The following is a 22,469-nucleotide window of genomic DNA, read 5'->3' as shown; positions in this document are numbered from 1 at the left end:
GAACCGTGAAACGGAGAACATAAGTTCGGGTCTAGGGGTATGGCCCCTAAGGAACTAAGCGTTTTCCTCATAGGTAAGCATAACACCTTGCGTGTCAATATCGATATTCAGCACGCGCCAGGTGACCGGTTGACCTTCATAGGTGCCGGCTTCGGGGTGGGTTACGAACTCAGCAATAGCAGAGCCGATATGTTCCCGTTGCTCCTGCCCCTGTGCCAGAACCATGACGGTGGGGCCAGCCCCGGAGATCACTGCCGCATAGCCCAAGCCACGTAAGTGCTGAACCAGTGCGGCACTGGGTTTCATGGCAGCAGCCCGGTAGGACTGGTGGAGTAGATCGCTGGTGCCGGGGAGCAGGTACTCTGGGTAGGAGGTCAGTGCCTGGGTTAGCAGGGCGGCGCGCCCTGCATTGGTGGCGGCTTCGCGGTGAGGAACGGTTTCGGGAATCAGACCGCGGGCAACCCTGGTTGGCACCTGGTAGTCGGGTACCGCAATCACGGGGAGGACCTCAGGGTGAGCGGGGACGGGCAGGGAATGCCAACCCGAATCATCACCGTAGGAGATCACCACCTGGCCGAACAGTGAGGGGGCGACATTGTCAGGGTGCCCCTCCATACCCGAACAAATCTGGAGTACAGTATCAGCATCAAGCTGGAGCTCAGCAGGTAGCAGTCCGTTTGCGGCACTTACCCCGGCAACAATGGCAGAGGCAGATGATCCCATACCGCGCGAATGCGGAATGCGGTTATGAGCCTGAATGTGCAGGCTGGGTAGCTCAAGAAGCCCTGCGGCTTTCCAGGCGGTCTGCATAGCCTTGACTACCAGGTGGCTGGCATCGCGGGGCACCTGGTCGGCACCCTCGCCGGACAGGTCGAAAGTCAGCTCTCCCTCCCCCGCTAGCCTGGTCACAACCAAATCGTCGTAGTAGGCCAGGGATAGGCCCAGGGAATCAAAGCCGGGGCCAAGGTTGGCTGAGGAGGCCGGTACCCGCACCGTCACGCGGGCACCCACCGGGATAGCATGAGACTCAAGCAGGGATTCGTCTGAACCATCAGTCATCGACAAAACCATCAGTTTCTAGCCCTCCACCCGAATCACGGAGCAGATTTCGCGGACCGTATCCAGGGAATCAACAACGGCCATGGTCTTGCCAAGGTTGGCATCGGTCGCGCGGTGGGTCACAATACGGATGGTCGCGCTGCTACCGTCGCCGGTTCCCTTAACCTGACGCATGGTTTCGATTGAGACACCGTGCTCAGCAAAGATACGAGCAATGTTTGACAGAACGCCCAGCTTATCCTCTACCACAATGCCCACAGAGTAACGAGAAATGACCTGGCTCATGCTGGTTGCCTTGAGCTGAGCAAAGGAAGAATCCGGGATGCCGGGGCCGCCCAGAACCAGGCGGCGGGCCAGGGAGACAAAGTCGCCCAGCACAGCCGAAGCGGTAGGAGCACCACCAGCACCGGGGCCGTAGAACATGAGCTCGCCGGCGTTTTCAGCCTGGACAAAGACCGCGTTATAGGCACCGCGAACACTGGCCAGCGGGTGGGTTCGGGGAACCAGAGTGGGGTTAACACGAATGTTCACGCCTTCCCCGTCCTTCTCGCACACTGCCAGAAGTTTGATGACGTAGCCATCGGCGGCAGCGGCCTGAACCTCTTCGGCGCTGACGGAGGTAATACCCTCACAGTGCACATCGTCAATGGTGAAATCTGAGTGAAAAGCAAGAGAGGCAACGATAGCGGCCTTGGACGCGGCGTCGTGGCCCTCTATATCGGCGGTGGGGTCAGCCTCGGCGTAACCCAGGCGCTGGGCCTCAGCCAGTGCATCAGCAAACTGGGCACCGGTGGTATCCATCTGATCCAGGATGTAGTTGGTGGTGCCGTTCATGATACCCAGTACCCGGCTAATCTGATCACCAGCCAGGGAGTCACGCAGGGGGCGCAGAATGGGGATAGCGCCGGCAACAGCGGCCTCGTAGGAGAGCTGGGCGCCGCTCTGAGCGGCGGCAGCGGTAAGTTCGACACCGTGCTTAGCTAGCAGAGCCTTGTTACCCGAGACAACCGACTTGCCAGCGGCCAGTGCACGCAGAATACGAGTGCGGGCTGGCTCAATACCACCGGTCAGCTCAATAACCACATCGGCGTCATCAATCAGGCCTTCTGCATCGGTGGTGTAAAGGGATGGATCAGCCGTATAGTGCCGGGTAGCCTTCGTATCGCGCACAGCGATACCGATGAGCTGAACATCGGCACCGATTCTGTCCCGGAGGGCGGTGGCGTCCTCGGTGAGCATACGAGCTACCTGAGAGCCGACGTTACCGGCACCTAGTAGCGCTACTTTGATGGTGGTGGTCTTACCCAATGGCATCTCCTGACGGTTTTGGGGTAAAGGGGGGCAGCGCACCATGCTATCCAAGGCGCACTGTATTTATGCGGCGGGTCCAGCTTCCATTCTTTCAGTATGACTGAGCCTGCCATACCGTGTCGTCCATATTACGATCAGTGGCACAGCATGGCAGGCTCCTGCTGAGGGCTTAGACCAAGCCCAGGTCGCGGGCCAACATATCCTCTTCGGTCTCCCGGCGAACGATGGCTCGGGCAGGCTTACCCTGGCTAGTTGCCACCACCGGCGGGCGGGTGAGGTAGTTGTAGTTCGAGCTCATCACGTGGTTGTAGGCACCTGTTGCGGGGACCGCTAGAACATCACCAGCGGTGAGGTCAGCCGGCAGGTAACAATAACGAATTACGATGTCACCGGATTCGCAGTGCTTACCCACCACGCGGCTTAGTAGCTGCTCCCCTGCCGGAGCACGGTTAGCCAGGGTCACTGCGTAGTCCGACTCGTAAAGAACCGGGCGGGGGTTATCGCTCATACCACCGTCAACCGAGACGTAGCGGCGCACGCGGGTGTCACCGTTTTCGTCCTCGATAGAAACGTTTTTGATAGTGCCCACCGTGTAGAGGGTGATACCGGAGGGGCCGGAGATAGAGCGTCCGGGTTCAAAGGAGAGATGCGGGATAGCCATACCCACAGCCCGGCAGGTTGAGGCAACCATAGCGGCCAGCTCCCGCGCAATTTCTGCCGAACCGCGCGGGGTGTCCTGCTCGGTGTAGCCAATGCCGTAGCCACCGCCCAGGTCGATTTCGGGTAGCACCACATCAAAGCGCTCGTTGAGCTGGTGCATATAGGTCAGCACCTTCTCGGCAGCCTTTCCAAAGCCCTCGGCTTCAAAAATCTGGGAACCGATGTGGCAGTGCAGACCGCGCAGGTCAATGCTCTCACTGGCTAGAGCTAGAGCCGCCGCAAGAGTGGCGTAAGCGTCATCAGCGGTGACACCCAGCTGATCCAATTCTGCCTGGCTCAGCCCAGCCAGGGCGGCGGTGCCGGGTACCAGTGACTGGCCGAATTTCTGGTCCTCGTGTGCTGTTGCAATGAAATCATGGGTGGAGGCGTGAACACCGGGGGTTACCCGGAGCATGACCGGCGCGGTAACACCCAGTTCAGTGGCAACCCGTGCAATAAGCTGAACCTCCGGTACCGAGTCTGCTACTAGGCGGCCCACACCGTAGGTCAGAGCGCGAGCAATCTCGGCTTCTGACTTGTTGTTCCCGTGCAGGGCAATCTTGCCCCCGGCAACACCGGCGCGCATAGCCAAAGCCAGTTCGCCGCCGCTGGCGGTATCCAGGCACAGGCCCTCTTCCTCAGCCCACTTGGCCACGGCGGTTGTCAGGAAGGACTTGCCAGCGTAGTAGACCGACACTTCAGCGCCGTGAGCTTCAAAGGCCTGCTCAAAGGCGGCACGGAATTCGGCGGCACGGGCACGGAAGGTGCTCTCCGAAAAGACGTACTGGGGAGTTCCAAACTCCTCCACCAATGACGAGACAGCGGTGCCGTCCACGGTCAGCTCACCCTGTGCGTCACGGGCAAAAGAGGGCATCCAGATGACAGGGCTGAGCTCAGCCGGGTTCTGCGGGTAGGTTAGCCATTCAGGCTTATAAAGCGCTACTTGGTGAGCCATGGTTACATCTTCTCCGGAGCGCTCACGCCCAGCAGTCCCAGACCATTGGCCAGAACCTGGCCAGTTGCCTGGTTCAGGAGCAGGCGGGTGCGGTGCAGGTCGGTTATCTCTTCGTCGCCCTTGGGGGCCACGTGGGAGAGGCCATACCAGCGGTGGTAGGTGCCAGCTAGAGCTTCAAGGTAGCGGGCCAGGCGGTGGGGCTCGCGGAACTCCGCGGCCTCTTTGACAGTACCGGCATACTGGCCCAGGGCGGCCAGCAGGGCAGAGTCTGCTTCGGAGTCCAGCAGGGCCAAGTCCACTGAGTCGGTGCTCACCCCGGCGGCCTCGGCATTACGGGTAATAGCGCAGGTGCGGGCGTGGGCGTACTGAACGTAGAACACAGGGTTCTCGTTGGACTGCTTTGTCAGCAGGTCCAGGTCGATATCGATGTTGGAATCCACCGAGTAGCGGGTCAGCGAGTAGCGGGCCGCATCCACGCCCACAATCTCGACTAAGTCCTCCATGGTCACCACGTTGCCTGCGCGCTTGGACATACGCACAGGCTTGCCGTCCTTGACCAGGTTTACCATCTGGCCAATCATGACCTCGACCATGTCCGGGTTATCGCCCAGCGCGGCGGCGGCGGCCTTGAGGCGGGCAACGTAGCCATGGTGGTCAGCGCCCAGCATGTAAATAGCTAGGTCAGCCGGGTCAACAGGGCGCTTGGTTTTGTCCTGGAAGTAGGCGATATCCCCGGCAATGTAGGCGGCGTTGCCGTCGGATTTGATGACCACACGGTCCTTGTCGTCGCCAAAATCGGTGGACTTGAGCCACCAGGCGCCGTCCTTGAAGTAGAGGTTCTCGGACTCCTTAAGCTTTTCAAGGAGTTCATCGACCTTTCCCTCTTCAAAGAGTGAGTTCTCGTGGAAGAAAACGTCAAAATCTACGTGGAACTCGTGCAGGGACTTCTTGATGTCCTCGAACATAAACTCAACGCCGGTGGCGCGGAAGACTTCCTGAGGGTCCGCAGAGGTCAAAGCATCGGGGCGGGCTTCGAGCACGCGGTTGGCAATATCGGTGATGTACTCGCCACCGTAGCCGTCCTCGGGTGCAGCCTCTCCCCTGGCGCGGGCCAGCAGAGAGCGGGCAAAGCGGTCAATCTGGTTACCGTGGTCGTTGAAGTAGTATTCACGCACGACCTTGGCGCCCTGGGATTGGAAGATACGGGCCAGAGAATCGCCCACAGCGGCCCAGCGGGTACCGCCCAGGTGGATGGGGCCGGTGGGGTTAGCCGAAACGAACTCAAGGTTAATGGTCTTACCGGCCAGGGTCTGGTTGGTTCCGTAGGCTTGCCCCTGCTGGAGAATAGTCTGCGCCAGTTCACCGGCGGCGGCGGCATCGAGAATGATGTTTAGGAAGCCGGGGCCTGCGATATCAACAGAGGCAACACCGGGAAGCTCGATGATTCTGCCCGCAAGGACCTGGGCTACTTCGCGCGGGTTCTTGCCGACCTTCTTAGAGATTTGGAGGGCGATGTTGGTGGCCCAGTCACCGTGGTCACGGTTCTTGGGGCGTTCAATGCGCACAGCGGGTGCGGTTTCACCATCGGTCAGGGTCAGTTCACCGGCAGCAAAGGCTGCTGCGAGCGCGCCGTCAATAGCAAGGGAGAGTTCTTCGGGTGTCATAGGTTCAAGTCTACCCAAAGGCACCACCCAGCCAACCCAGCAGGCAGGTTCTTAGGGTGTGGCCTAGCTCTTATTGGTGTGCTGGGTCAGCCAGTCAATGATGTGTACCCAGAGACTGGCGCTAGCGTAGATAGCCGGGTCTGAGTGTTCAGCACCGCCAACCAGGGTGAGTTCGGTGGGGATACCCGCCCCTGCAAGGGCCCGGTGGGCGCGGATTGATTGGTTGGGGGGCACGCAGGTGTCTGAGGTTCCGTGCAGGTAGTAGACCGGTGCGTGGGTTCTTGGCCCGCTCGGGCTGGCGGCGAGGGCATAGTCGATGGGGTGAGCTTTTGCCCAGTTGATAGCGGCCTGGCTACCTGCGGGGGCCGGGTAGGTGGATCCCAAAAGCCGCCATTCTGCGCCGTCGTCTTCGGGGTGGTCCCGGTCAAAGCCCCAGGCCACGCGGTCGTCAAAGATACTGCGCAGGTCGCTGACCCCGTAGATGCTCAGGGCACAGCGAACCCTTGAGTCCGGTTGCCCCTGTGCTTGTGCGGCGGCTAGCGCCGTTGCTGGGATACCTTCAAGGTAGGGTTCTGCCAGGTGGCCGGTTGCGGCGGCTAGCTGAACCAGGTGTCCACCGGCTGAGCCACCGGCTAGGGCGATACGGTCGGGGTCGATGGAAAATTCTGCGGCCTGCTCTTTGAAGTAGCGGATCGAGGTTTTGAGGTCGTTGATTTGGGCGGGAAAGAGTGCTTGGTGGCTGAGCCGGTAGTTGATGGAGGCTGTAGCGAACCCGGCTTCTGCCAGCCCTTGGCGCACTGTGTGCAGGCCCTTATCGGCTTGGGCAAAGCTGGCTTTGTCGCCAAAGCGCCAGGCTCCCCCGTGAACATAGATGAGTAAGGGTGCTGGCTGCCTGTTGGCCCCGGTGCTTGCAGGCGGGTAGAAGTCGTAGGTTTGGGAGGGGTCGCTGGTGCCTGCGTAGTTGCCGCTGGTGACGTTCACGGGTGCCTTTCATCTGCCGGTACTTACCCTCAATACTGTAGCGTTTGCACCTGTCTGCGGGCGTTTAGCCCAGCCCAAGTGTTTCTGATATAGTGGGTGTGGCTTGATGGCCTAACCGCATAAAGGTTTTGGCTGAGAGTTTGTTACCCTGGTAGCTCATGGTGAATGAGGTTTTCCGCCTACAGGCGGATAAGAAATCCGAATGAATCAGCCGAGCTTGCTAGGCTGGTAAACATGGCTTGGTCAAAGAGTCATCATAAGCCCTCGTAGCTCAGTGGATAGAGCACCAGTTTCCGGAGCTGGGTGTCGAAGGTTCGAATCCTTTCGAGGGCACAAAAAGAGAAGGCATGCCAGAATGCGTGAAGCGCTGGCATGCCTTCTCTTTTTGTGCCTGGCGTCAAAATCGTCACCGATGTGGCGATTTTAGCTGCTGGGAGCGCCCTCAAGGGACTAGAACTTATCTTTTCCTATATGCGTGGGAGAGCTTTCAGACTAACGATTTGCCCGCTTGTTTCTGCAATATATGTGAGGGCAAAACGATGTTTTTCGATGTTTGTGTCGGCAACAGCATCGGCTAGGCAAAAGAACTTGATATCTCGCGCAAGGGCATCAATCGAGGTTGCCAGTATCCCACCGCTTGCGAATACCCCCGCAGTGAGTAGTTGGCTCTTCCCCAGCCTTTTGAGCTCGACTTCTAAATCTGTTGCGTAGAAGGCTGATAGGGAACGTTTGTACACAGTAGCTTTTGCTAAGCCGCTGAGTTCTTCAATACATGGTTGCGAAATGTCGTCGTAGCTTGGCCCGATTCCCCATAGGGTTCCACCAAGTCCACGCTCTCTTATATCGGTTGCGGGTCTTGGAGCAGAAGCAATTACCGGGATTGACAGCTCATATGCCCATCGGATGAGTACACGGTTTGCCTCGATGAGCTGTGCCTCGAGTCCTGGGTCCAGGACCTTAGTGTAGTAGGGAATTAGGTCATGAATAAGGACTGCTACCTGCCCGGTATCTATGTCCCAGCCGAGGCCTCTCGCGTCGTTCTCAAAGGTGTCCAGGTTATATGGGTCTGTTTCCGTCTTATATACATCCATAGATTGAACGTTAGCAAGGCGCTACGATTTCAAGTTCGAAGCCCTGGGTGTTTTCCAGGTAAAGGGCGTAATGTTGTGGCCCGCCTGCATGCGGGTAGTTCGGGGCGAAGAGCTCAGACCAGCCGTGCTCAGCCGCCTGATCTCGCAGGCTGTCTAGCTTGTGGGCGCTAGGGCAGGTGAGGGCAAGGTGATTGAGCCCGGCGCGGGTGCGCTGGTGGGCACCAGAAACCTGAGGGGACTGCTCCAGGACAATGTAAGAACCGTCCTGGGCCTGCCAGGACTGCCCTCCCTGCCACTGCTGGTAGGAGCTGAAACCCAGTTGGGTCAGTACCCAGTCCCAGGAACCGCGCACCTGTTCTAGGTTCTGCGTCCACAGTTCAATGTGATGAACTGCTACCCCTGTGCTGAAGTCCGGTGCCGGTAGCTGGCGGAGCCGGGCTGCAAGAACAGCATCATAGGTTTGCCCCAGGTACAGGAACTTCTGGCGTTCAATGCCTTCCACGGTAAAGCCTGCATAGCGGGCCACCGCACCAGAAGCTGGGTTGTTGGTCCGGTAACCCAGTTCCAGGCGGCGTAGGTTGGGCGATTCTAAAGTACCCAGCAGTTCAGTATCTAGCCTTGGGTGCTTTTCTTCTGGCGGATTGTACTGCCCCAGGGCCCAGTCGCAGACTGCCCGCACCGCGCTTTTAAGGATTCCTTTACCTCGAGCCCGGTCGGCAATCCAGTAGTAGACCCAGCCCCTATCCCAGGAACCGTCCTCTTGCTGTGCGCTGTAGGTGATACCGACCAGCCCGACGGCCTGCCCATCATCCAGGCAAAAGACAGCCCGCCCCTGCGCAGGGAGCCACTGCCCTTCAATCAGGTGCTGAGCCTCCTGGAGGGTGCCAGGTAGGGACATCTGCCTCTCTAAGTCCGTGCTAGTTTCAACCAGTTCAAGAAGGGCGGACGCATCGGTGCTTTGCCACAGTCGAAGTTTCATAGTGCAAGTCTAAACAGTGAAGTTCCGGCCCCGGTGGACTGGGTAGACTAGGTGAGGAAAGATTCTCCCCGCTTATTACGAAAAGAGACCCTGTGACCGAGAACGTCAATACCCCCCATATCGCCCCTCACGGCGCTGAAATTGCTGAAACCATTCTGCTCCCCGGCGACCCCCTGCGCGCCAAGTTCATTGCCGACACCTACCTGCAGAACGTCGTACAGTTCAACACCGTCCGCAACATGTTCGGTTTCACCGGCGACTACAAGGGCTCACGTATCAGCGTCATGGGCACCGGCATGGGTATCCCCTCAGCCAGCCTCTACGCCCACGAACTCATTCACAGCTTCGGGGTCAAGAACCTGATTCGCATCGGCACCTGTGGTGGCCTATCCACCAACCTGGATCTCTTTGACATCGTGGTCGCTTCGGCAGCTTCCACCGACTCCAACTTCCTGCACCACTACAAGCTACCCGGCACCTACGCCCCCACCGCGTCATGGCCCCTGCTCTCAGCCGTAGCTAAGGAAGCTGAAACCCAGAACCTGACCCTGAACGTGGGCAACGTGCTCTCCTCGGATGTCTTCTACCGCGCAGACCCCAGCGACGCCCAAAAGTGGGCCGACATGGGCGTACTGGCTGTTGAGATGGAAACCGCAGGTATCTACTCGGTCGCCGCCGCTGCCGGGGTGCAGGCCCTCTCGGTTTTCACTGTCTCTGACCACCTCTTCAAGGGTGTAGAGACAACCGCTGATGAACGCCAGACCGCCTTCACCGGAATGATGGAACTGGTCCTGCCGGTGGCCGCCAGCCTCTAAAGATCTCTGCTGATAGGTGCGCCCCGCTCCCCTGCCAAGAAGCAGGAGGGCGGGGCGCTGCGTCTTTCACAGGGCTTCAGCTCTCCTGGGTGCAAAGACAGGCAGCCCCTAACAGGTATCTCTGGCTATTTTGAGCCAGAGAACTAGCTGGCTTCACGCGTCTAGAGAAACCCGCCCACGGGCACAGCTTCTAGCCCTAAAATGGTAGGCAGTATGTCTACTTCATCGCCCTCACCCCGTCCCCCCGCCCAGCCGCTCTCAGCCATTGCCGCCGCTATGCACGCCGCAAAGACGCGCACCGCACAGCCAGAAGCCACCGGCAATCAGCACACCCGCGGGTCAGAACAGCCTGGCCAGCCCGCACAGGGTAGGAGCCGCAACCAATGCCGCACCCGCCGCCCGCAAGCTACCGGACAGCGTAAGAAGTCACCCAGAAACAAGACCACCGAACCACAGCAAGAGGGCAACCAGAAACAGAACCCCAGAAGCTCACGCTCTGGCAACCGGGATAGAGCTCAAGGCACCCGCCGCCCCTATACCCCACTCATTCCTGACACCATCAGCTACCCGGAAGCTCTACCCGTCTCTGCCCGCAGGGACGACATCATGGCCGCTATCCGCGAGAACCAGGTCACTATCGTGGCCGGTGAAACCGGCTCCGGTAAGACCACCCAGCTACCCAAAATGCTTCTAGAGCTTGGGCTAGCCCAAAAGGGCATGATTGGTCATACCCAGCCCCGCCGTCTTGCCGCCCGTTCGGTTGCTGAACGTATTGCCCAAGAGCTGGGTCAAAAAATCGGGCAGACCGTGGGCTACCAGGTGCGCTTCACCTCCGAGGTCGGTGAGAGCTCAGCCATTAAACTCATGACCGACGGTATTCTGCTGGCTGAGATTCAGAACGACCCGCTCCTGAAAAACTACTCGGCAATCATCATTGACGAGGCGCACGAACGCAGTCTCAATATCGACTTCATTCTGGGCTACCTCAAACGGATTATGTCCCAACGCCCAGACCTCAAAATTGTTATTACCTCAGCGACCATTGACCCCGAGCGTTTTGCCCGCCACTTCTCCCCCAGCTTTGTGCCCGGTGTGGGAATCATCGATGATTCGCCAACCGATAAGGAAGGGGAAATCGCCGAGGCCGCCCTACCCGATGATGCCCCGCCTATTATCGAAGTCTCTGGCCGTACTTTCCCGGTGGAGATTCGTTACCGCCCGCTGAGTGAACCCCGCACCGGTGACGGCGGCGAGGATGCCGACGATGCAGGCGACGGCCTCGAGGACGAGGACCGCGACCCTCTGGACGGCGTGCTCGATGCTATCCGTGAACTTTCGGAGGAAGCACCCGGTGATATCCTGATTTTCTTCTCGGGTGAGCGAGAGATTAGGGACGCGGCAGAGGCCATTACCGAGATGGTTCGTACCACCCGCCGTCTGGCTGACTATGAGGTTCTGCCTCTCTTTGCCCGTCTTTCGATGGCTGAACAGCACCGGGTCTTCAAACCCGGTGGTAGGCCCCGCATTGTGCTGGCAACCAACGTCGCTGAAACCTCTCTGACGGTGCCGGGTATCAAGTATGTGATTGATACGGGGACAGCCCGTATTTCCCGTTATTCATCCCGGACCAAGGTTCAGCGCCTACCCATTGAGCGCATTTCTCAGGCCAGCGCCAACCAGCGGTCAGGTCGCTGTGGCCGTGTGTCGGACGGTATCGCTATCCGCCTCTATTCGGAGGAGGATTTTGCCTCACGCGCTGAATTCACTGACCCCGAGATTCTCCGTACTAATCTAGCCGCTGTTATCCTGCAGATGACCGCCATCGGTGTGGTGCGTTCCCCGTCCGATATTGAGAAGTTCCCCTTTGTTCAGCCCCCGGAGACCCGGGCTATTAACGACGGTCTGAACCTGCTGCGGGAGCTAGGGGCGCTGAGCGCAGCCAAGCACCAGCCGCGTCAGCTCCGCAAGCCCACCAGCCCGCTCACAGCAGCAGGCCGTACAATGGCCGCGCTACCGGTAGACCCGCGTCTGGCCCGCATGATTGTGGAGGGCGCCAAGCGCGGTGTTGCCAAGGAAATTATGGTTCTGGCGGCGGCGCTGACCATTCAGGACCCCCGCGAACGCCCGGCTGAGCACCGGGGCGAGGCCGATGCCTTGCACGCCCGTTTCAAGGACGACAAGTCTGACTTCACCAGCTTCTTGCTCCTGTGGCAGTTCATCCATGAGAAGCAGTCCGAGCTGTCTTCAAGCCAGTTCAGGAAGATGTGCCACCGGGAGTACCTGAATTTCTTGCGGATTCGTGAGTGGCAGGATCTTTTTACTCAGCTCCGCGAGATTGGCCGGTCTGCCGGTATCACGGTTGAGGGTGGGCGCCATATTGACCCTGCGGCCCACGAAACTGAGGTGCACAAGTCGCTCTTGACCGGCCTGCTCTCCCACATCGGTATGCAGGACGAAACTAACCGGCACGAGTACCGTGGTGCACGCGGCAGCCGGTTCGCTATTTTTCCTGGCTCTGCTCTCTTTAAGAAGAACCCCGTCTGGCTGGTATCTGCTGAACTGGTAGAAACCTCACGCCTATGGGCGCGGGTGAACGCTCAGATTGAGCCGGAGTGGGTGGAAGAGCTGGGTGGTCCCCTGCTCAAACGCCAGTATTCTGACCCTCACTGGTCTTCGCGCCAGGGGTCCGTGCTGGCCCATGAGAAGGTCACTTTGCTGGGTCTGCCGGTTATTGCTGATCGCCGGGTGCAGTACTGGCGGGTCGATCCGGAGGCAGCTCGTGAAATTTTTATCCGTTCTGCCCTGGTGGAAGGGGACTGGTCTACCCGGCACCGCTTCTTTGCGCGCAACCAGAAGGCCCTGGCTGAGGTTGAAGAGCTGGAAGCCCGCCTGCGCAGGCGTGATTTGCGGGTTGATGACCAGGTTCTCTTTGACTTCTACGATGCCCGTATTCCTGACCATGTTGTCTCCGAACGGCACTTTGACCGTTGGTGGTCCCAGGAGCGCAAGGTCAATGAGCACCTGCTGGATTTCAGCCCAGAGAACCTGATTGATGAGCAGGCAGGTGACTATGATGAGTCGCTCTTCCCCCGCACCTGGGTTGCCCGCACCTCTGGTGGGGAGCTTGATCTGGACTTACGCTATGAGTATGCCCCCACCGTGTCTATTGGCGGGGTACGTTCTTCTGCCGCCCAGACGGACGGTATTGCGGTTCAGGTTCCGGTGCTTTTCTTGGGGCAGCTAGATCCGGCTCCTTTTGAGTGGCTGATTCCTGGCCTGCGCCAGGAGCTGGTAACCGCCCTGATTAAGTCCCTACCCAAGCAGATTCGTAAGAATTTTGTGCCTGCCCCCGATGTCGCCCGCCAGGCGGTAGAGAAGCTGACGGCTGATTTTTCGCCGGCTGAGGATTCGCTGACCGATTCGCTGGCCCTGGTTCTGCGCCGTCTGCGCGGACATGTGGTGGACCCGGCTGAGTTTAGCTGGGAGTCTGTTCCGGAGCACCTGCGTTTTTCCTTCCAGGTGCGCGATCACCACAACAAGATTCTGGGTGAGAGCAAGGATCTCGCCAGCCTGCAGGCCAGTCTGCACGCCGAGATCCGTTCGGCTCTGGCGGCTTCTTTGGGAGCTTCCCCGGAGGCCATGAATCGGATGCAGGCTATGGCTCAGGGTGCTGTAGCTTCGGGCTCTAAGGCTTCGGTCAGGAGCGGTGGCTCCTGCCCGGGCCAGCCATCCCAGCTTGGTAAGGGCCCAGTTCAGGGCGCTGCACCCGCTGGCGGGCAGGCCGCTACCGCTCCAGCTGCCGGTGCTGTACGTGAGGTATCGGGCCTGACGGACTGGCCTGCCCAGGATTTGCCCCGTAAGGTAGAGCGCGTCATCGCCACCCAAAAGGTTGCTGGCTACCCGGCTCTGGTCGATGAGGGTTCCTCTGTTGCTGTGCGTATTTTCCCCTCCGAGGCCGAGGCCGTCCGTGCCCAGCGTTCCGGTGTGATCCGCCTGCTCAAACTCAATACTCCCTCCCCTGAGCGGTATGTATCTGAGCACCTGAATAATAGGGAGAAGATGGTCTTTACCCAGAACCCGCACGGCTCTGTTGATTCACTCATTAGCGACTGCACCGTAGCGGCCATTGACCAACTCACCCCGGCGACCCCGCCCTTCACCCGGGCCGAGTACACCGAGCTTTTTAACAGTGTGCGCGCTGATTTGATTGATACGGTTTTTACCATCACCAAGCTGGTGGCCGATATTCTTACCCAGGCAACCGCTGTTCAGAAGCTCATGAAAAAGAGCACCTCGCTGGCTGTTATTCACGCTATAGGCGATATGAAAGCGCAGTTGGAGAACCTGATTTACCCGGGTTTTGTGGCCGCTACCGGCGCGGCTCAACTGCACCACCTACCGCGCTACCTCAAAGCCATGATTAAGCGTATGGAGAAGCTGGGGCCAAACATCAACCGGGATAATCAGCTCATGTTGGCTGTTCAGGAGCTAGAGGATTCCTACGATAAGGCTCTTGAGTCTCTGCCTGCCGGGGTTTCCCCTAGCCCCGAGTTGGAGGCTGTGAGCTGGATGATTGAGGAACTGCGGGTCAGCTTCTTTGCTCAGGAACTGGGGACCGCCTACACGGTCAGTGAGAAGCGCATTGGCAAGGCCCTGCGCCAGGCAATTGAAGCCATGAAAGCCTCTTAGCCTGCCTGGTCGGGGGTGAAGATATCCTCGATTTGACAGCTAAAGGCGGCGGCCAGCTGGAAGGCTAGGGGCAGGGAAGGGTCAAAACGGCCCTTTTCGATGCTGATAATGGTCTGCCGGGAAACGCCCAGCCGGTCCGCTAGCTCCTGCTGGGAGTAGCCGCGTTCTGCCCGTAGTTCTTTGAGACGGTTCTGCACGGGCTAGACACCCCTGCGCTTATAGACCAAGTAGTTTGCCAGGAAGATGAGCATTGCTAAGACTGTGGTGGCAGTGAGCACTAGGGAGGCGGGCGCGTCCCAGCCGAAGGTTGAAAAGGCTCCGACACCCAGGCCCATGATGGCAATCATCCAGTAAAAGGTGTTTTCTGCCGCCTTGGCATACCAGTGACTTTCAACGCTGGCTTCTGGGTTGCGGGAGGCATCTTTAATAGTGGAACGGTCTACTAGAAGAGCCCAAAGGCTCGCGCTAGCTCAGCGGCCTTTGGGTCAACTGGCTCGGGGCTGGCCTTTAAGGGTGTTGATCCAAAGGCCGCTGAGTAGAGCCTGGCCTCAACACCTTACGCAAACCCCGCCGTGACCTACCTGCCACAGCTCGTGCCCTTAGCTGGTGACAAACTCCCCGTAGCCCAGGTCGGTCAGGGCCGCGCGCAGTTTCTCAGCCGCCTCGTCCATAAGTGCGGGGTCAGGGTTACGGTTGGCCTGTTCAAAGGTAAACTCACTCTGATCAAGAGCTGGCCACACGTGCAGGTGGGTATGAGGTACGTCGAAACCGGCAATCATCATGCCGACCCTAGCCGGGTCAAAGGCCTTTACCAAGCCGCGAGAAACCTTATGAGCCACAGCGAAGAGGTGGGCGCTCAGTTGCTCGGGTAAGTCAACCCAGTGGTCAATCTCCAGGCGGGGAACCACCAGGGTATGCCCGTACTGGAAAGGCTCAATGGTAAAGAAAGCAAGGCAGTGCTCGTCTTCCCAGATGAGACGGCCGGGAATCTCGCGGTTAATAATCTTAGTAAAAATGGTGCTCATAGCCACTCCCCTAGTTATTTTCTACATCAACGGTGGTACCCGGTGCCAGGTACTCAAACTCTGTACCGTACTTCTTACCAAAGTTGGTTGCGTGCCCCACAATCATGTTCCTTCCCGTCTCTGCCAGCAGGGAGTCATGAATCTGATAAGCCTTCTGCGCCCGCACTGCAATAATAAAGTCGATGACTTCCTGGATTTTGTTCCAAGGGGCGTGAATGGGTACCAGCAGGGTTTTGACCTCGATACCGTGAGGGACCACAAAGGAATCGCCAGGGTGGAAGAGGTTATCATCAATCAGGTAGCCCACGTTGTCGATAGTAGGCAGGAGCGGGTGAATAACCGCGTGGTTACCGCCAAAAGTTTTGACACTAAAACCTGAGAGAGTGAGCTGTCCATCTGCTTCTACAGCCTGAGCCCGTGCCTGGGGTAGCTCTTTGAGGACCGCCTGAACCACAGCGGCAGGGGCGTGCAGGGTGGTCTGCGGGTTCTCTTTTAAGAAAGCCAGTACCCTACCCTCATCGAAGTGGTCGGGGTGTATATGGGTGATCAGAACATGGTCAGCGCCATCTAGGGCCTGCTCAACTTCCGAGAAGTTGCCGGGATCCAGCACCAGCACGGCGCCGTCTTTTTCTAAACGAAGGCAGGAGTGGGTGTATTTAGTAAGTTTCATACCTCCAACCCTAGTATCTCGGTCTACCCGATACCAGTACCAGGGAGCACAGCGAGCAAGCGGCTACCTAAGCCCTGCCGGTTCGCTCTATCGTGTACAGTAAGGCAAAGAAAAACAGACCTGGACCCCACGAGGATGCTTTCATGGCGACCCAACCGGCATCGGCTACTACCAAACCTGTAGAAATTAGAAACACCAAACAGCGTCGCGCTGTAACCGCAACCCTTGAAACGCTTGAGGATTTCATCTCGGCGCAGGATCTGCACCAGCTCATGCTCTCACGCGGCGAGAAGGTTTCCCTGGCGACGATTTACCGTCTCTTGCAGTCCATGGTGAACGCTGGGGAGGTCGAAACCCTCAAAACCGAAGAGGGCGAAGCCATTTACCGCCAGTGCGGCCTTGAGCACCACCATCACCATATTCTCTGCCGGTCCTGCGGGGCGGCCCAGGAGTTTGAGATTCCTGAGCTTGAAGAGCTCGTTCATGCTATTGCCGGTCAGCACGGCTACACCCAGGTCAGCCACGTCATTGAGATTACGGGCCTCTGCGCTACCTGCGCAGCTGAGGGCCGGTAAGCGACCCAGCGGCCAGGCTACCAACTGGCTCGGGTCTGGCGTTCAGGGAGATTGGCAAGCGTATCCACAGCCCGGCTTAGCACCCGGTGTGCCAACTGGCTCGGGTCTGGCGTTCAGGGATTTTGGCACACCGGGTGCTAAGCGAACGTAATGGCTTATACAGCTATTTCTCCAGCCCAGGCTCACTGCGCTTGCGGCCCGATGCTGAGTAGCGCTGGCGTACTGCCCGAATACCGCGGCACATGACAAAGATAAGAAAAGACAGCGTGGTGACGTAGGGGCTGATAGGGAGTGAGCCGGCTAGTGCCAGCAGGATTCCGCCTACCATGGCGACCTCAGCAAAGAGTACCGATAGGATGAGCGCCCGCAGGGGTGAAGCTGTAACCTGAAGGGCTGAGGCAGCCGGGGTGATAAGCAGGGCCAGCACCAGGAGCGACCCCACCACCTGAACCGATAGCGCAGTGGCGATACCGAGCACCACCATAAAAGCGACAGAGAGCAAGCGTAGCGGCAGGCCTTTAGCCTGCGCAACCACCGGGTCCAATGAGGCAAACATCAGAGGCCGCCACATGAGCGCTAGAGCCGTAATGATAACTGCCCCACCAACTACCATAGAGGTAAGCTGGGCCGAATCAACCGCCACAATCTGACCGGTCAGCAGAGAGAACTTGTTGGCCGAGCGTCCCGAGTAGAGGGATAAGAAGAGAATACCCAGACCCAGCCCAAAGGGCATGAGCGCCCCAATGATGGAGTCGTTCTCATGCACCTTGGCACCCATCAGGGCAATTATGAGGGCCGAGAAGATCGACCCTATCAGTGAGCCGGTGACCACGTTGTAGCCCAGGAGCAAGAAGAGCGCCGCACCAGCGAAAGACATCTCAGCAATAGCGTGAACGGCAAAGGCATGGCGGCGGAGCATGACGAAGAGTCCAACGAACCCCCCAATAAGGCCCAAAACTGCACCGGCGATAATGGACTGGCTCAGGAGTTCTAGGAGCTCACCGTAGCGGTCAAAGACAAAAACTTTGCTCCAAAAGTCAGCTAGGCTCATCCTTGTTCTCCCCGGGTGGCAGGTAGGTGTAGAAGCGGATCATCTGTTTCTAGGGCGCAGTGGTCCTCGCGGTACTCCCCGCCCACCACCACATAGCGGCCCTTGGTGTGAATAACGGAGACGGGGGTTTGGTAGAGGTCAGTGAGCACCTCTGAGCGCATGACCTGGGGTACTGTACCGACAGTAAAGCGTCCACCGGCTAGGTAGAGCACCCGATCCACGTGATCGATGATGGGGTTGATTTCGTGGGTTACGAAGACCACGGTAGCCCCATTTTCACGGTTGTAACGGTGGATCAGATCCGAAACCGCATACTGGTGGTTAAGGTCAAGGGAGAGCAGGGCCTCATCTGCCAGGATAATAGCTGGGTCGTTGGCTAGGGCCTGGGCGATGCGTAGGCGCTGCTGTTCCCCGCCGGAGAGTAAACCCACCGGAACATTGGCGTAGTCTTGTGCGCCGACGGCTTCTAGCAGACTATCAACCTTGGCCCGGTAGTCCCGGTTTTTGAAGCGAAAGCCCCAGCGGTGTCCGTCCACCCCTAAACCTACAAAGTCCCGAGCGCGCAGAGGCAATTCGGTCCCCAGGGCTTTTTGTTGGGGGATGTAGCCTAGGGCCGGGTTCCCCAGACCCGCTGCAGCGCCCAAGACGGCAATCTTACCTTGGCTAAGCTGGGTCAGGCCCAGAATAACCTTGATAAAGGTTGATTTACCTGAGCCGTTGGGGCCGAGTACCGCAAAGTATTCGCCGCGTTCTACAGAGAGGCTAAGGTCCTTCCAGAGGGTGCGGTGCCCAAAGGACAGCCCACCCCCGGTGATCTCTATAGCGGGGGCGAGCTGGGGGGAAGAATCTGACATAGCTCCTATGCAACTGCCTTTTCGAGGTTGTCGATATTCTGGTTCATCCACTCAATGTAGCCGGTGTTTTCGGGGAGGGTCTCGGTGAACGAGACGCTGGGTACATCTTTGTTTTGGGCGTAACTAAAGATTTCAGCAGTTTGTGCGGTCTGGGTTTGTTCGTTGAAGGCAAGCAGGTCAATCTTCCCGGCGCCGAGAAGATCTTTGGCTTCCTGCAGGGTCAGCGGGGCGATGTCGCTTTCACTGTCTACCGCCGCTGTTAGGTCTGCCGGGGTGGCATCCGTGAAACCTGCGTCTTGGAGTAAGTAGCCGGAGACGGGCTCAGTGGCAAGATAGGTGCGTTTCTTGCTGTCTACGGCTTTGAGGCGGGTGATGAGCTCATCCAGGCGGATCGAGAAGTCACGCGCGGCGCTGCGGTAGGTATCGGCCTGGTCGGGATCGAGTTCCGCCAGGTCAGCTGCCACCTGGTCGGCAACCTTTTTCATGGTGTCCAGGTCATACCAGACATGCTCGTTGTAGGCGTGGTGGTCGTGGCCCTCATGATCGTGCCCCTCATGGTCATGATCCGTATCTGCCTCCCCGTGGTGCTCTTCTTGCATATGAGCCAGGTCATCTGCGCTAAAGAGCCCAGAAACTTCAACGGCATTGACGATCTTCTGGCCGGGGTTATCGTTTCCAGCCAGATCGGTTAGAAAGGCATCGTAGCCTCCCCCGTTAACAACTACTATATCCGCGTCCTTGACAGCCAGACGATCCTGGCTGGTTGCCTCGTAAGAGTGGGGATCTACAGCCGTTGAGGCGATCAGCGGGGTGGCTTCCACTCGTTCACCACCGATTTCTTTAACCAGGTCAGCATAAACATCGGTGGTAGCCACTACTTTGATTGCGCCTTGATCAGGTGCGGCGCTGTTGGAGCTTTGCTGGCCGCAAGCCGAAAGGCCAAGCACCGAGAGCATCAACAGGGAGGTAGCGGGGAGGATTTTTTTCACGACATATCTTTCTAGCCAGGTTCAGGTTTTCGTTTTATTAGCCTACCCCCTTTTGCGAACCGTTCGCAAATAATATCAATGTGCTTCCTCCCACCGACCAAACAGAGAACCGCCGCCCCTCCCCTAGACGGGAGGGGCGGCGGTTGACTCAATAACCCTGTAGGATGTCGGGGCTTGCCTTAGGGCTCAGAGGTAAAGCGGGCTGCGGCCTCCTGGCGGCGTCGCACATGCTCCTGGGTGGTGTCCTTAATTTCACCCACCAGCTCCTCCAAAATATCTTCCAGGAAGAGCACGCCCACGCTCTGACCCTTACCATCGACCACGTGCGAAACGTGGGCGCGGTTGCGTTGCATGACTGCGAGCGCGTCATCAATCTCAGTTTCGGGTTTGACAACAGACATCTGGCGGAGCTTGCCCCAGGCAATGGGCTGATCCATTCGCTCAGCCTCGTAGACCAGAGCGTCTTTAATGTGCAGGTAGCCCATGTAGGTCCCGCCTTCACGGTCTTCCATGACGAAGCGGGAGTAGCCGGTATGGGCCACCGCCTTTTCTAATTCCGCCGGGGTGCAGGGAAAGACCATGGTGATGAGCTTGTCACCGGGCACCATAATGTCAGCTACCGTTTTTGTACTGAATTCCAGTGCCCCTGAGAGTACTCCTGAGCCGTCATCGACGGTGCCTTCAGCCGTGGACTGGGCCACGATGTTCTGTAGCTCATCCAGGGTAAAGGTGGAGGCGACTTCGGCTTTAGGCTCCACTTTCATCAGCCGCAGCGTGTGGTCGGCAATCCAGTTGAGCAGACTGACGATTGGTTTGAGCAGTCGGGAGATCGTAACCAGCGGCGGAGCGATCCACAGGGCTACGCCCCGAGCCGCCAGAGAGACTGCCATATTCTTGGGCACCATTTCACCTAGAATAACGTGTAGGTAGGTGACCAGGATCAGGGCGAAGGCAAAGCCCACGGCGCTGGCTACGGAGTAGGGAATGCCCCAGCTTTCCAGGGGTGCCGATACCAGGTGGTGCAGGGCAGGTTCCGATACGTTCAGAATCAGCAGAGAGCAGATAGTGATGCCCAGCTGGCAGGTAGCCAGCATGAGCGAAACGTTCTCCAGGGCGTACAAGACCGTGATAGCTCGCTTGTTACCGGTTTCGGCCAGAGGCTCCACCTGCGAACGGCGGGTAGACATAACCGCAAACTCACCGGCCACGAAGAAAGCATTACCGGCCAGCAAAACAAACAGAAGCGAGATAGCGACCCAGTCACTCATCGGCGGGCCTCCTTAGCGGTAGCGGGCTGAACCTCAGGGGTGGCGGGGGTATCGTGCACATAGCGGATTCGGTCCACGCGGCGCTGTTCCATCTTCTCTACCCGCAGGTATCCGCCCTCAAGGGGCACCACGTCCCCGGTCTCAGGAACCCTGCCCAGGCGGTCCATCATAAAGCCACCCATGGTTTCGTAGGCGGGGTCGTCCTCGATTTCAAGGACCTGGATGTAGTCGTTGACCTCATCGGGTCGCAGAAGGCCGGGGAAGATGTAATCGCCGTTGCCTACGCGCAGGGGGCGTTCGTCCGGGGAATGGACGTCATGCTCATCGGAGACTTCGCCCACAATTTCTTCGACCAGGTCTTCCAAGGTGGTGATACCGGCGGTTCCGCCGTATTCATCGAGCACCACGGCCAGTTGAAGAGCGCCTTCGCGAAGCTGAATCAGCAGGGAGTCGAGGTGCACGGTTTCGGGCACCTGAAGCACATCTTCCATGAGAATACCGGCCTCAAGGGTTTCTCGCTTATCTAGGGGTAGGCCGACGGCTTTCTTGACGTGGACAACACCCACGATGTTGTCCTGATCTTCACGGTAGAGGGGGAAACGGGAGTGCCCGGTGGTACGAGCTAGCTCGATAACGTCGCTGACCGGGGCGGTGTCTTCGAGCATGATGACCTTGCGGCGAGGGGTCATGACGTCGGCGGCGGTCAGCTCCGCAAAGGAAAGAGTGCGGTCAAGGAAGCGCGCGGTGTCTGAGTCCAGGGTACCCAGGTCAGCAGAGCGGCGGACCATAGAGGATAACTCCTCAGGCGAGCGCGCGGCAGACAGTTCTTCCTTGGCTTCCATGCCGAAGCGGTGCAGAATCCAGTTGGCGGATCCGTTGGCGGTTCGGACGATGGGGCCCATGACCTTGGTAAACAGCAGCTGGAGCGGTGCCAGGGAACGGGCGACCCGGTAGGGTTCAGCAATTGCCAGATTCTTAGGGACCAGCTCACCAATAATCATGGAGAGCAGGGTGGCTATACCCATAGAGAAAATGAGGGTCAGGGCTGAAGCGACGCCGGTGCTCAGCCCCCAGGAGGCAATGGTGTCACCAGCCAGAGCGTTAATACTGCTGTCGAGTGTGTAGCCGGTAAGCAGGGTGGTGATAGTGATACCTAGCTGGCAGCTTGAGAGCTGGGTGGAGAGGGATTTGAGACAAGACATGACTTGCCTGCCCCGCTTGTCCCCTCGGTCAATCTCTTGCTGGACCTTGGACTGGTCGAGAGCTACCAGAGAGAACTCCACGGCCACGAAGAAGCCGGTCCCCAGAATAAGGAGGAAGCCAACTATGAGCAGGAGCCATTCCATTTAGCTATTCACCGCCCCGTTAGCAAAGGTTGGCACTAGGGCAAGAGCGGGAGCGTCATGTCGATATGTTACGGGGCTCTTGCCCAGGTGTATGTTAGAAAGCTGCTGAGTGCAGCGACAACTAGAAGGGTCTTCCATAGTCGCCCATTCTAGCGAAAACTCAAGAGAGGTGCGCGGTTGCTTTCACCGGGTGCGAAATTGTAAGGGGCAGCTGTCTCATTCTTTAGAAAGAAGCATATGGCACTGGCCCATCACATGAACCAACATAGTCCCACACAAGACCATCTATTGACGCATGTTCCCCGTGGCTTAATGTCGCTTTATCAGCTAAGTACACAGCCCTAGCCAGTGGGTATGAGCTTTACCCCCACCAGAGGTTGACCCTTTACTGGCTCTTTGCCCGGTGGGGCGTGTTGGACGTATGCCCTGAACACTCCTAAACTAGACA

Annotated in this window: 19 protein-coding genes and 1 tRNA gene; 4 read left to right on the top strand and 16 right to left on the bottom strand. The window is 58.4% G+C overall.

Annotated elements, in window-relative coordinates:
* Positions 1-54 precede the first annotated feature (54 nt).
* The 5 genes from thrB to ACN085_RS00520 all read right to left on the bottom strand — a co-directional run bounded on the left by thrB (position 55) and on the right by ACN085_RS00520 (position 6,669).
* Positions 55-1,059: a homoserine kinase gene (gene thrB, locus ACN085_RS00540; protein ID WP_419110258.1), complete on the bottom strand. Its 1,005-nt coding sequence runs from the start codon at positions 1,057-1,059 to the stop codon at positions 55-57.
* A gap of 18 nt (positions 1,060-1,077) precedes the next feature.
* Positions 1,078-2,373 carry a homoserine dehydrogenase gene (locus ACN085_RS00535; protein ID WP_419110257.1) on the bottom strand — a complete coding sequence of 432 codons (1,296 nt, stop codon included), beginning with the start codon at positions 2,371-2,373 and terminating at the stop codon, positions 1,078-1,080.
* Between the two features lie 166 nt (positions 2,374-2,539).
* Entirely contained in the window at positions 2,540-4,024 is a 1,485-nt protein-coding gene (gene lysA, locus ACN085_RS00530) for a diaminopimelate decarboxylase (protein ID WP_419110256.1), read from the bottom strand.
* A gap of 2 nt (positions 4,025-4,026) precedes the next feature.
* Entirely contained in the window at positions 4,027-5,688 is a 1,662-nt protein-coding gene (argS, locus tag ACN085_RS00525; RefSeq protein ID WP_419110255.1) for an arginine--tRNA ligase, read from the bottom strand.
* A 63-nt stretch (positions 5,689-5,751) separates the two neighbouring features.
* Positions 5,752-6,669 (bottom strand): alpha/beta hydrolase fold domain-containing protein, encoded by a 918-nt coding sequence (locus ACN085_RS00520; RefSeq protein ID WP_419110254.1) that lies wholly within the window; start codon positions 6,667-6,669, stop codon positions 5,752-5,754.
* A gap of 260 nt (positions 6,670-6,929) precedes the next feature.
* On the opposite strand from ACN085_RS00520, the gene ACN085_RS00515 reads away from it, so the two are divergent.
* Positions 6,930-7,002 (top strand) — tRNA-Arg (locus ACN085_RS00515).
* Positions 7,003-7,136: 134 nt separating this feature from the next.
* On the opposite strand, the gene ACN085_RS00510 is transcribed toward ACN085_RS00515, so the two are convergent.
* The gene (locus tag ACN085_RS00510) at positions 7,137-7,760 is read right to left on the bottom strand and encodes an isochorismatase family protein (RefSeq protein WP_419100648.1); all 624 of its coding nucleotides are present in this window, start codon (positions 7,758-7,760) and stop codon (positions 7,137-7,139) included.
* Between the two features lie 10 nt (positions 7,761-7,770).
* Positions 7,771-8,739, bottom strand: a complete 969-nt coding sequence (locus ACN085_RS00505; protein WP_419110253.1) for a GNAT family N-acetyltransferase — start codon at positions 8,737-8,739, stop codon at positions 7,771-7,773.
* A 92-nt stretch (positions 8,740-8,831) separates the two neighbouring features.
* On the opposite strand from ACN085_RS00505, the gene deoD reads away from it, so the two are divergent.
* Together deoD and hrpA are read left to right on the top strand one after the other, a co-directional pair.
* The gene (gene deoD, locus ACN085_RS00500) at positions 8,832-9,554 is read left to right on the top strand and encodes a purine-nucleoside phosphorylase (RefSeq protein WP_419100650.1); all 723 of its coding nucleotides are present in this window, start codon (positions 8,832-8,834) and stop codon (positions 9,552-9,554) included.
* A 213-nt stretch (positions 9,555-9,767) separates the two neighbouring features.
* Positions 9,768-14,243 (top strand): ATP-dependent RNA helicase HrpA, encoded by a 4,476-nt coding sequence (gene hrpA / locus ACN085_RS00495; RefSeq protein WP_419110252.1) that lies wholly within the window; start codon positions 9,768-9,770, stop codon positions 14,241-14,243.
* On the opposite strand, the gene ACN085_RS00490 is transcribed toward hrpA, so the two are convergent.
* The 4 genes from ACN085_RS00490 to ACN085_RS00475 form a co-directional block, all read right to left on the bottom strand.
* Complete coding sequence (locus ACN085_RS00490) at positions 14,240-14,440, bottom strand: helix-turn-helix transcriptional regulator (RefSeq protein ID WP_419110251.1); 201 nt, start codon at positions 14,438-14,440, stop codon at positions 14,240-14,242. The two genes, hrpA and ACN085_RS00490, sit on opposite strands and share 4 nt — an antisense overlap.
* A gap of 3 nt (positions 14,441-14,443) precedes the next feature.
* On the bottom strand, positions 14,444-14,590 hold the full coding sequence (locus ACN085_RS00485; RefSeq protein WP_419110250.1) for a hypothetical protein: 147 nt from the start codon (positions 14,588-14,590) through the stop codon (positions 14,444-14,446).
* A 252-nt stretch (positions 14,591-14,842) separates the two neighbouring features.
* On the bottom strand, positions 14,843-15,268 hold the full coding sequence (locus tag ACN085_RS00480) for an HIT family protein (RefSeq protein ID WP_419110249.1): 426 nt from the start codon (positions 15,266-15,268) through the stop codon (positions 14,843-14,845).
* A 10-nt stretch (positions 15,269-15,278) separates the two neighbouring features.
* Positions 15,279-15,938, bottom strand: a complete 660-nt coding sequence (locus tag ACN085_RS00475; protein ID WP_419110248.1) for an MBL fold metallo-hydrolase — start codon at positions 15,936-15,938, stop codon at positions 15,279-15,281.
* A 143-nt stretch (positions 15,939-16,081) separates the two neighbouring features.
* On the opposite strand from ACN085_RS00475, the gene ACN085_RS00470 reads away from it, so the two are divergent.
* The gene (locus ACN085_RS00470; RefSeq protein ID WP_419100531.1) at positions 16,082-16,513 is read left to right on the top strand and encodes a Fur family transcriptional regulator; all 432 of its coding nucleotides are present in this window, start codon (positions 16,082-16,084) and stop codon (positions 16,511-16,513) included.
* 163 nt (positions 16,514-16,676) lie between these two features.
* Here ACN085_RS00470 and ACN085_RS00465 read toward each other — a convergent pair whose 3' ends face one another.
* The 5 genes from ACN085_RS00465 to ACN085_RS00445 form a co-directional block, all read right to left on the bottom strand.
* Positions 16,677-17,564 (bottom strand): metal ABC transporter permease, encoded by an 888-nt coding sequence (locus tag ACN085_RS00465; RefSeq protein ID WP_419100532.1) that lies wholly within the window; start codon positions 17,562-17,564, stop codon positions 16,677-16,679.
* Positions 17,561-18,418 carry a metal ABC transporter ATP-binding protein gene (locus ACN085_RS00460; protein WP_419110247.1) on the bottom strand — a complete coding sequence of 286 codons (858 nt, stop codon included), beginning with the start codon at positions 18,416-18,418 and terminating at the stop codon, positions 17,561-17,563. The genes ACN085_RS00465 and ACN085_RS00460 overlap by 4 nt, the downstream gene beginning before the upstream one ends.
* Positions 18,419-18,423: 5 nt before the next feature.
* Positions 18,424-19,407, bottom strand: coding sequence for a metal ABC transporter solute-binding protein, Zn/Mn family (locus tag ACN085_RS00455; RefSeq protein WP_419110246.1), 984 nt, complete (start codon positions 19,405-19,407; stop codon positions 18,424-18,426).
* A 179-nt stretch (positions 19,408-19,586) separates the two neighbouring features.
* Positions 19,587-20,675 (bottom strand): hemolysin family protein, encoded by a 1,089-nt coding sequence (locus ACN085_RS00450; RefSeq protein WP_419100535.1) that lies wholly within the window; start codon positions 20,673-20,675, stop codon positions 19,587-19,589.
* Positions 20,672-22,021 (bottom strand): hemolysin family protein, encoded by a 1,350-nt coding sequence (locus ACN085_RS00445; RefSeq protein WP_419110245.1) that lies wholly within the window; start codon positions 22,019-22,021, stop codon positions 20,672-20,674. Before ACN085_RS00445 ends, ACN085_RS00450 begins: the two co-directional genes overlap by 4 nt.
* Between the last annotated feature and the right edge of the window lie 448 nt (positions 22,022-22,469).

The organism is Rothia sp. P4278, from assembly GCF_048512945.1.
Taxonomy (GTDB): domain Bacteria; phylum Actinomycetota; class Actinomycetes; order Actinomycetales; family Micrococcaceae; genus Rothia.
This window is presented reverse-complemented; position numbering and strand designations above follow the sequence as displayed.

Excerpts from the sequence above, each read along its gene's own strand:
- ACN085_RS00535 (WP_419110257.1), bottom strand. The coding sequence starts at position 2,373 with ATGCCATTGGGTAAGACCACCACCATCAAAGTAGCGCTACTAGGTGCC.
- ACN085_RS00475 (WP_419110248.1), bottom strand. The coding sequence starts at position 15,938 with ATGAAACTTACTAAATACACCCACTCCTGCCTTCGTTTAGAAAAAGAC.
- ACN085_RS00480 (WP_419110249.1), bottom strand. The coding sequence starts at position 15,268 with ATGAGCACCATTTTTACTAAGATTATTAACCGCGAGATTCCCGGCCGT.
- ACN085_RS00465 (WP_419100532.1), bottom strand. The coding sequence starts at position 17,564 with ATGAGCCTAGCTGACTTTTGGAGCAAAGTTTTTGTCTTTGACCGCTAC.
- ACN085_RS00460 (WP_419110247.1), bottom strand. The coding sequence starts at position 18,418 with ATGTCAGATTCTTCCCCCCAGCTCGCCCCCGCTATAGAGATCACCGGG.
- ACN085_RS00470 (WP_419100531.1), top strand. The coding sequence starts at position 16,082 with ATGGCGACCCAACCGGCATCGGCTACTACCAAACCTGTAGAAATTAGA.
- ACN085_RS00510 (WP_419100648.1), bottom strand. The coding sequence starts at position 7,760 with ATGGATGTATATAAGACGGAAACAGACCCATATAACCTGGACACCTTT.
- lysA (WP_419110256.1), bottom strand. The coding sequence starts at position 4,024 with ATGGCTCACCAAGTAGCGCTTTATAAGCCTGAATGGCTAACCTACCCG.
- ACN085_RS00445 (WP_419110245.1), bottom strand. The coding sequence starts at position 22,021 with ATGGAATGGCTCCTGCTCATAGTTGGCTTCCTCCTTATTCTGGGGACC.
- ACN085_RS00505 (WP_419110253.1), bottom strand. The coding sequence starts at position 8,739 with ATGAAACTTCGACTGTGGCAAAGCACCGATGCGTCCGCCCTTCTTGAA.
- ACN085_RS00450 (WP_419100535.1), bottom strand. The coding sequence starts at position 20,675 with ATGAGTGACTGGGTCGCTATCTCGCTTCTGTTTGTTTTGCTGGCCGGT.
- ACN085_RS00485 (WP_419110250.1), bottom strand. The coding sequence starts at position 14,590 with ATGATTGCCATCATGGGCCTGGGTGTCGGAGCCTTTTCAACCTTCGGC.
- argS (WP_419110255.1), bottom strand. The coding sequence starts at position 5,688 with ATGACACCCGAAGAACTCTCCCTTGCTATTGACGGCGCGCTCGCAGCA.
- hrpA (WP_419110252.1), top strand. The coding sequence starts at position 9,768 with ATGTCTACTTCATCGCCCTCACCCCGTCCCCCCGCCCAGCCGCTCTCA.
- thrB (WP_419110258.1), bottom strand. The coding sequence starts at position 1,059 with ATGACTGATGGTTCAGACGAATCCCTGCTTGAGTCTCATGCTATCCCG.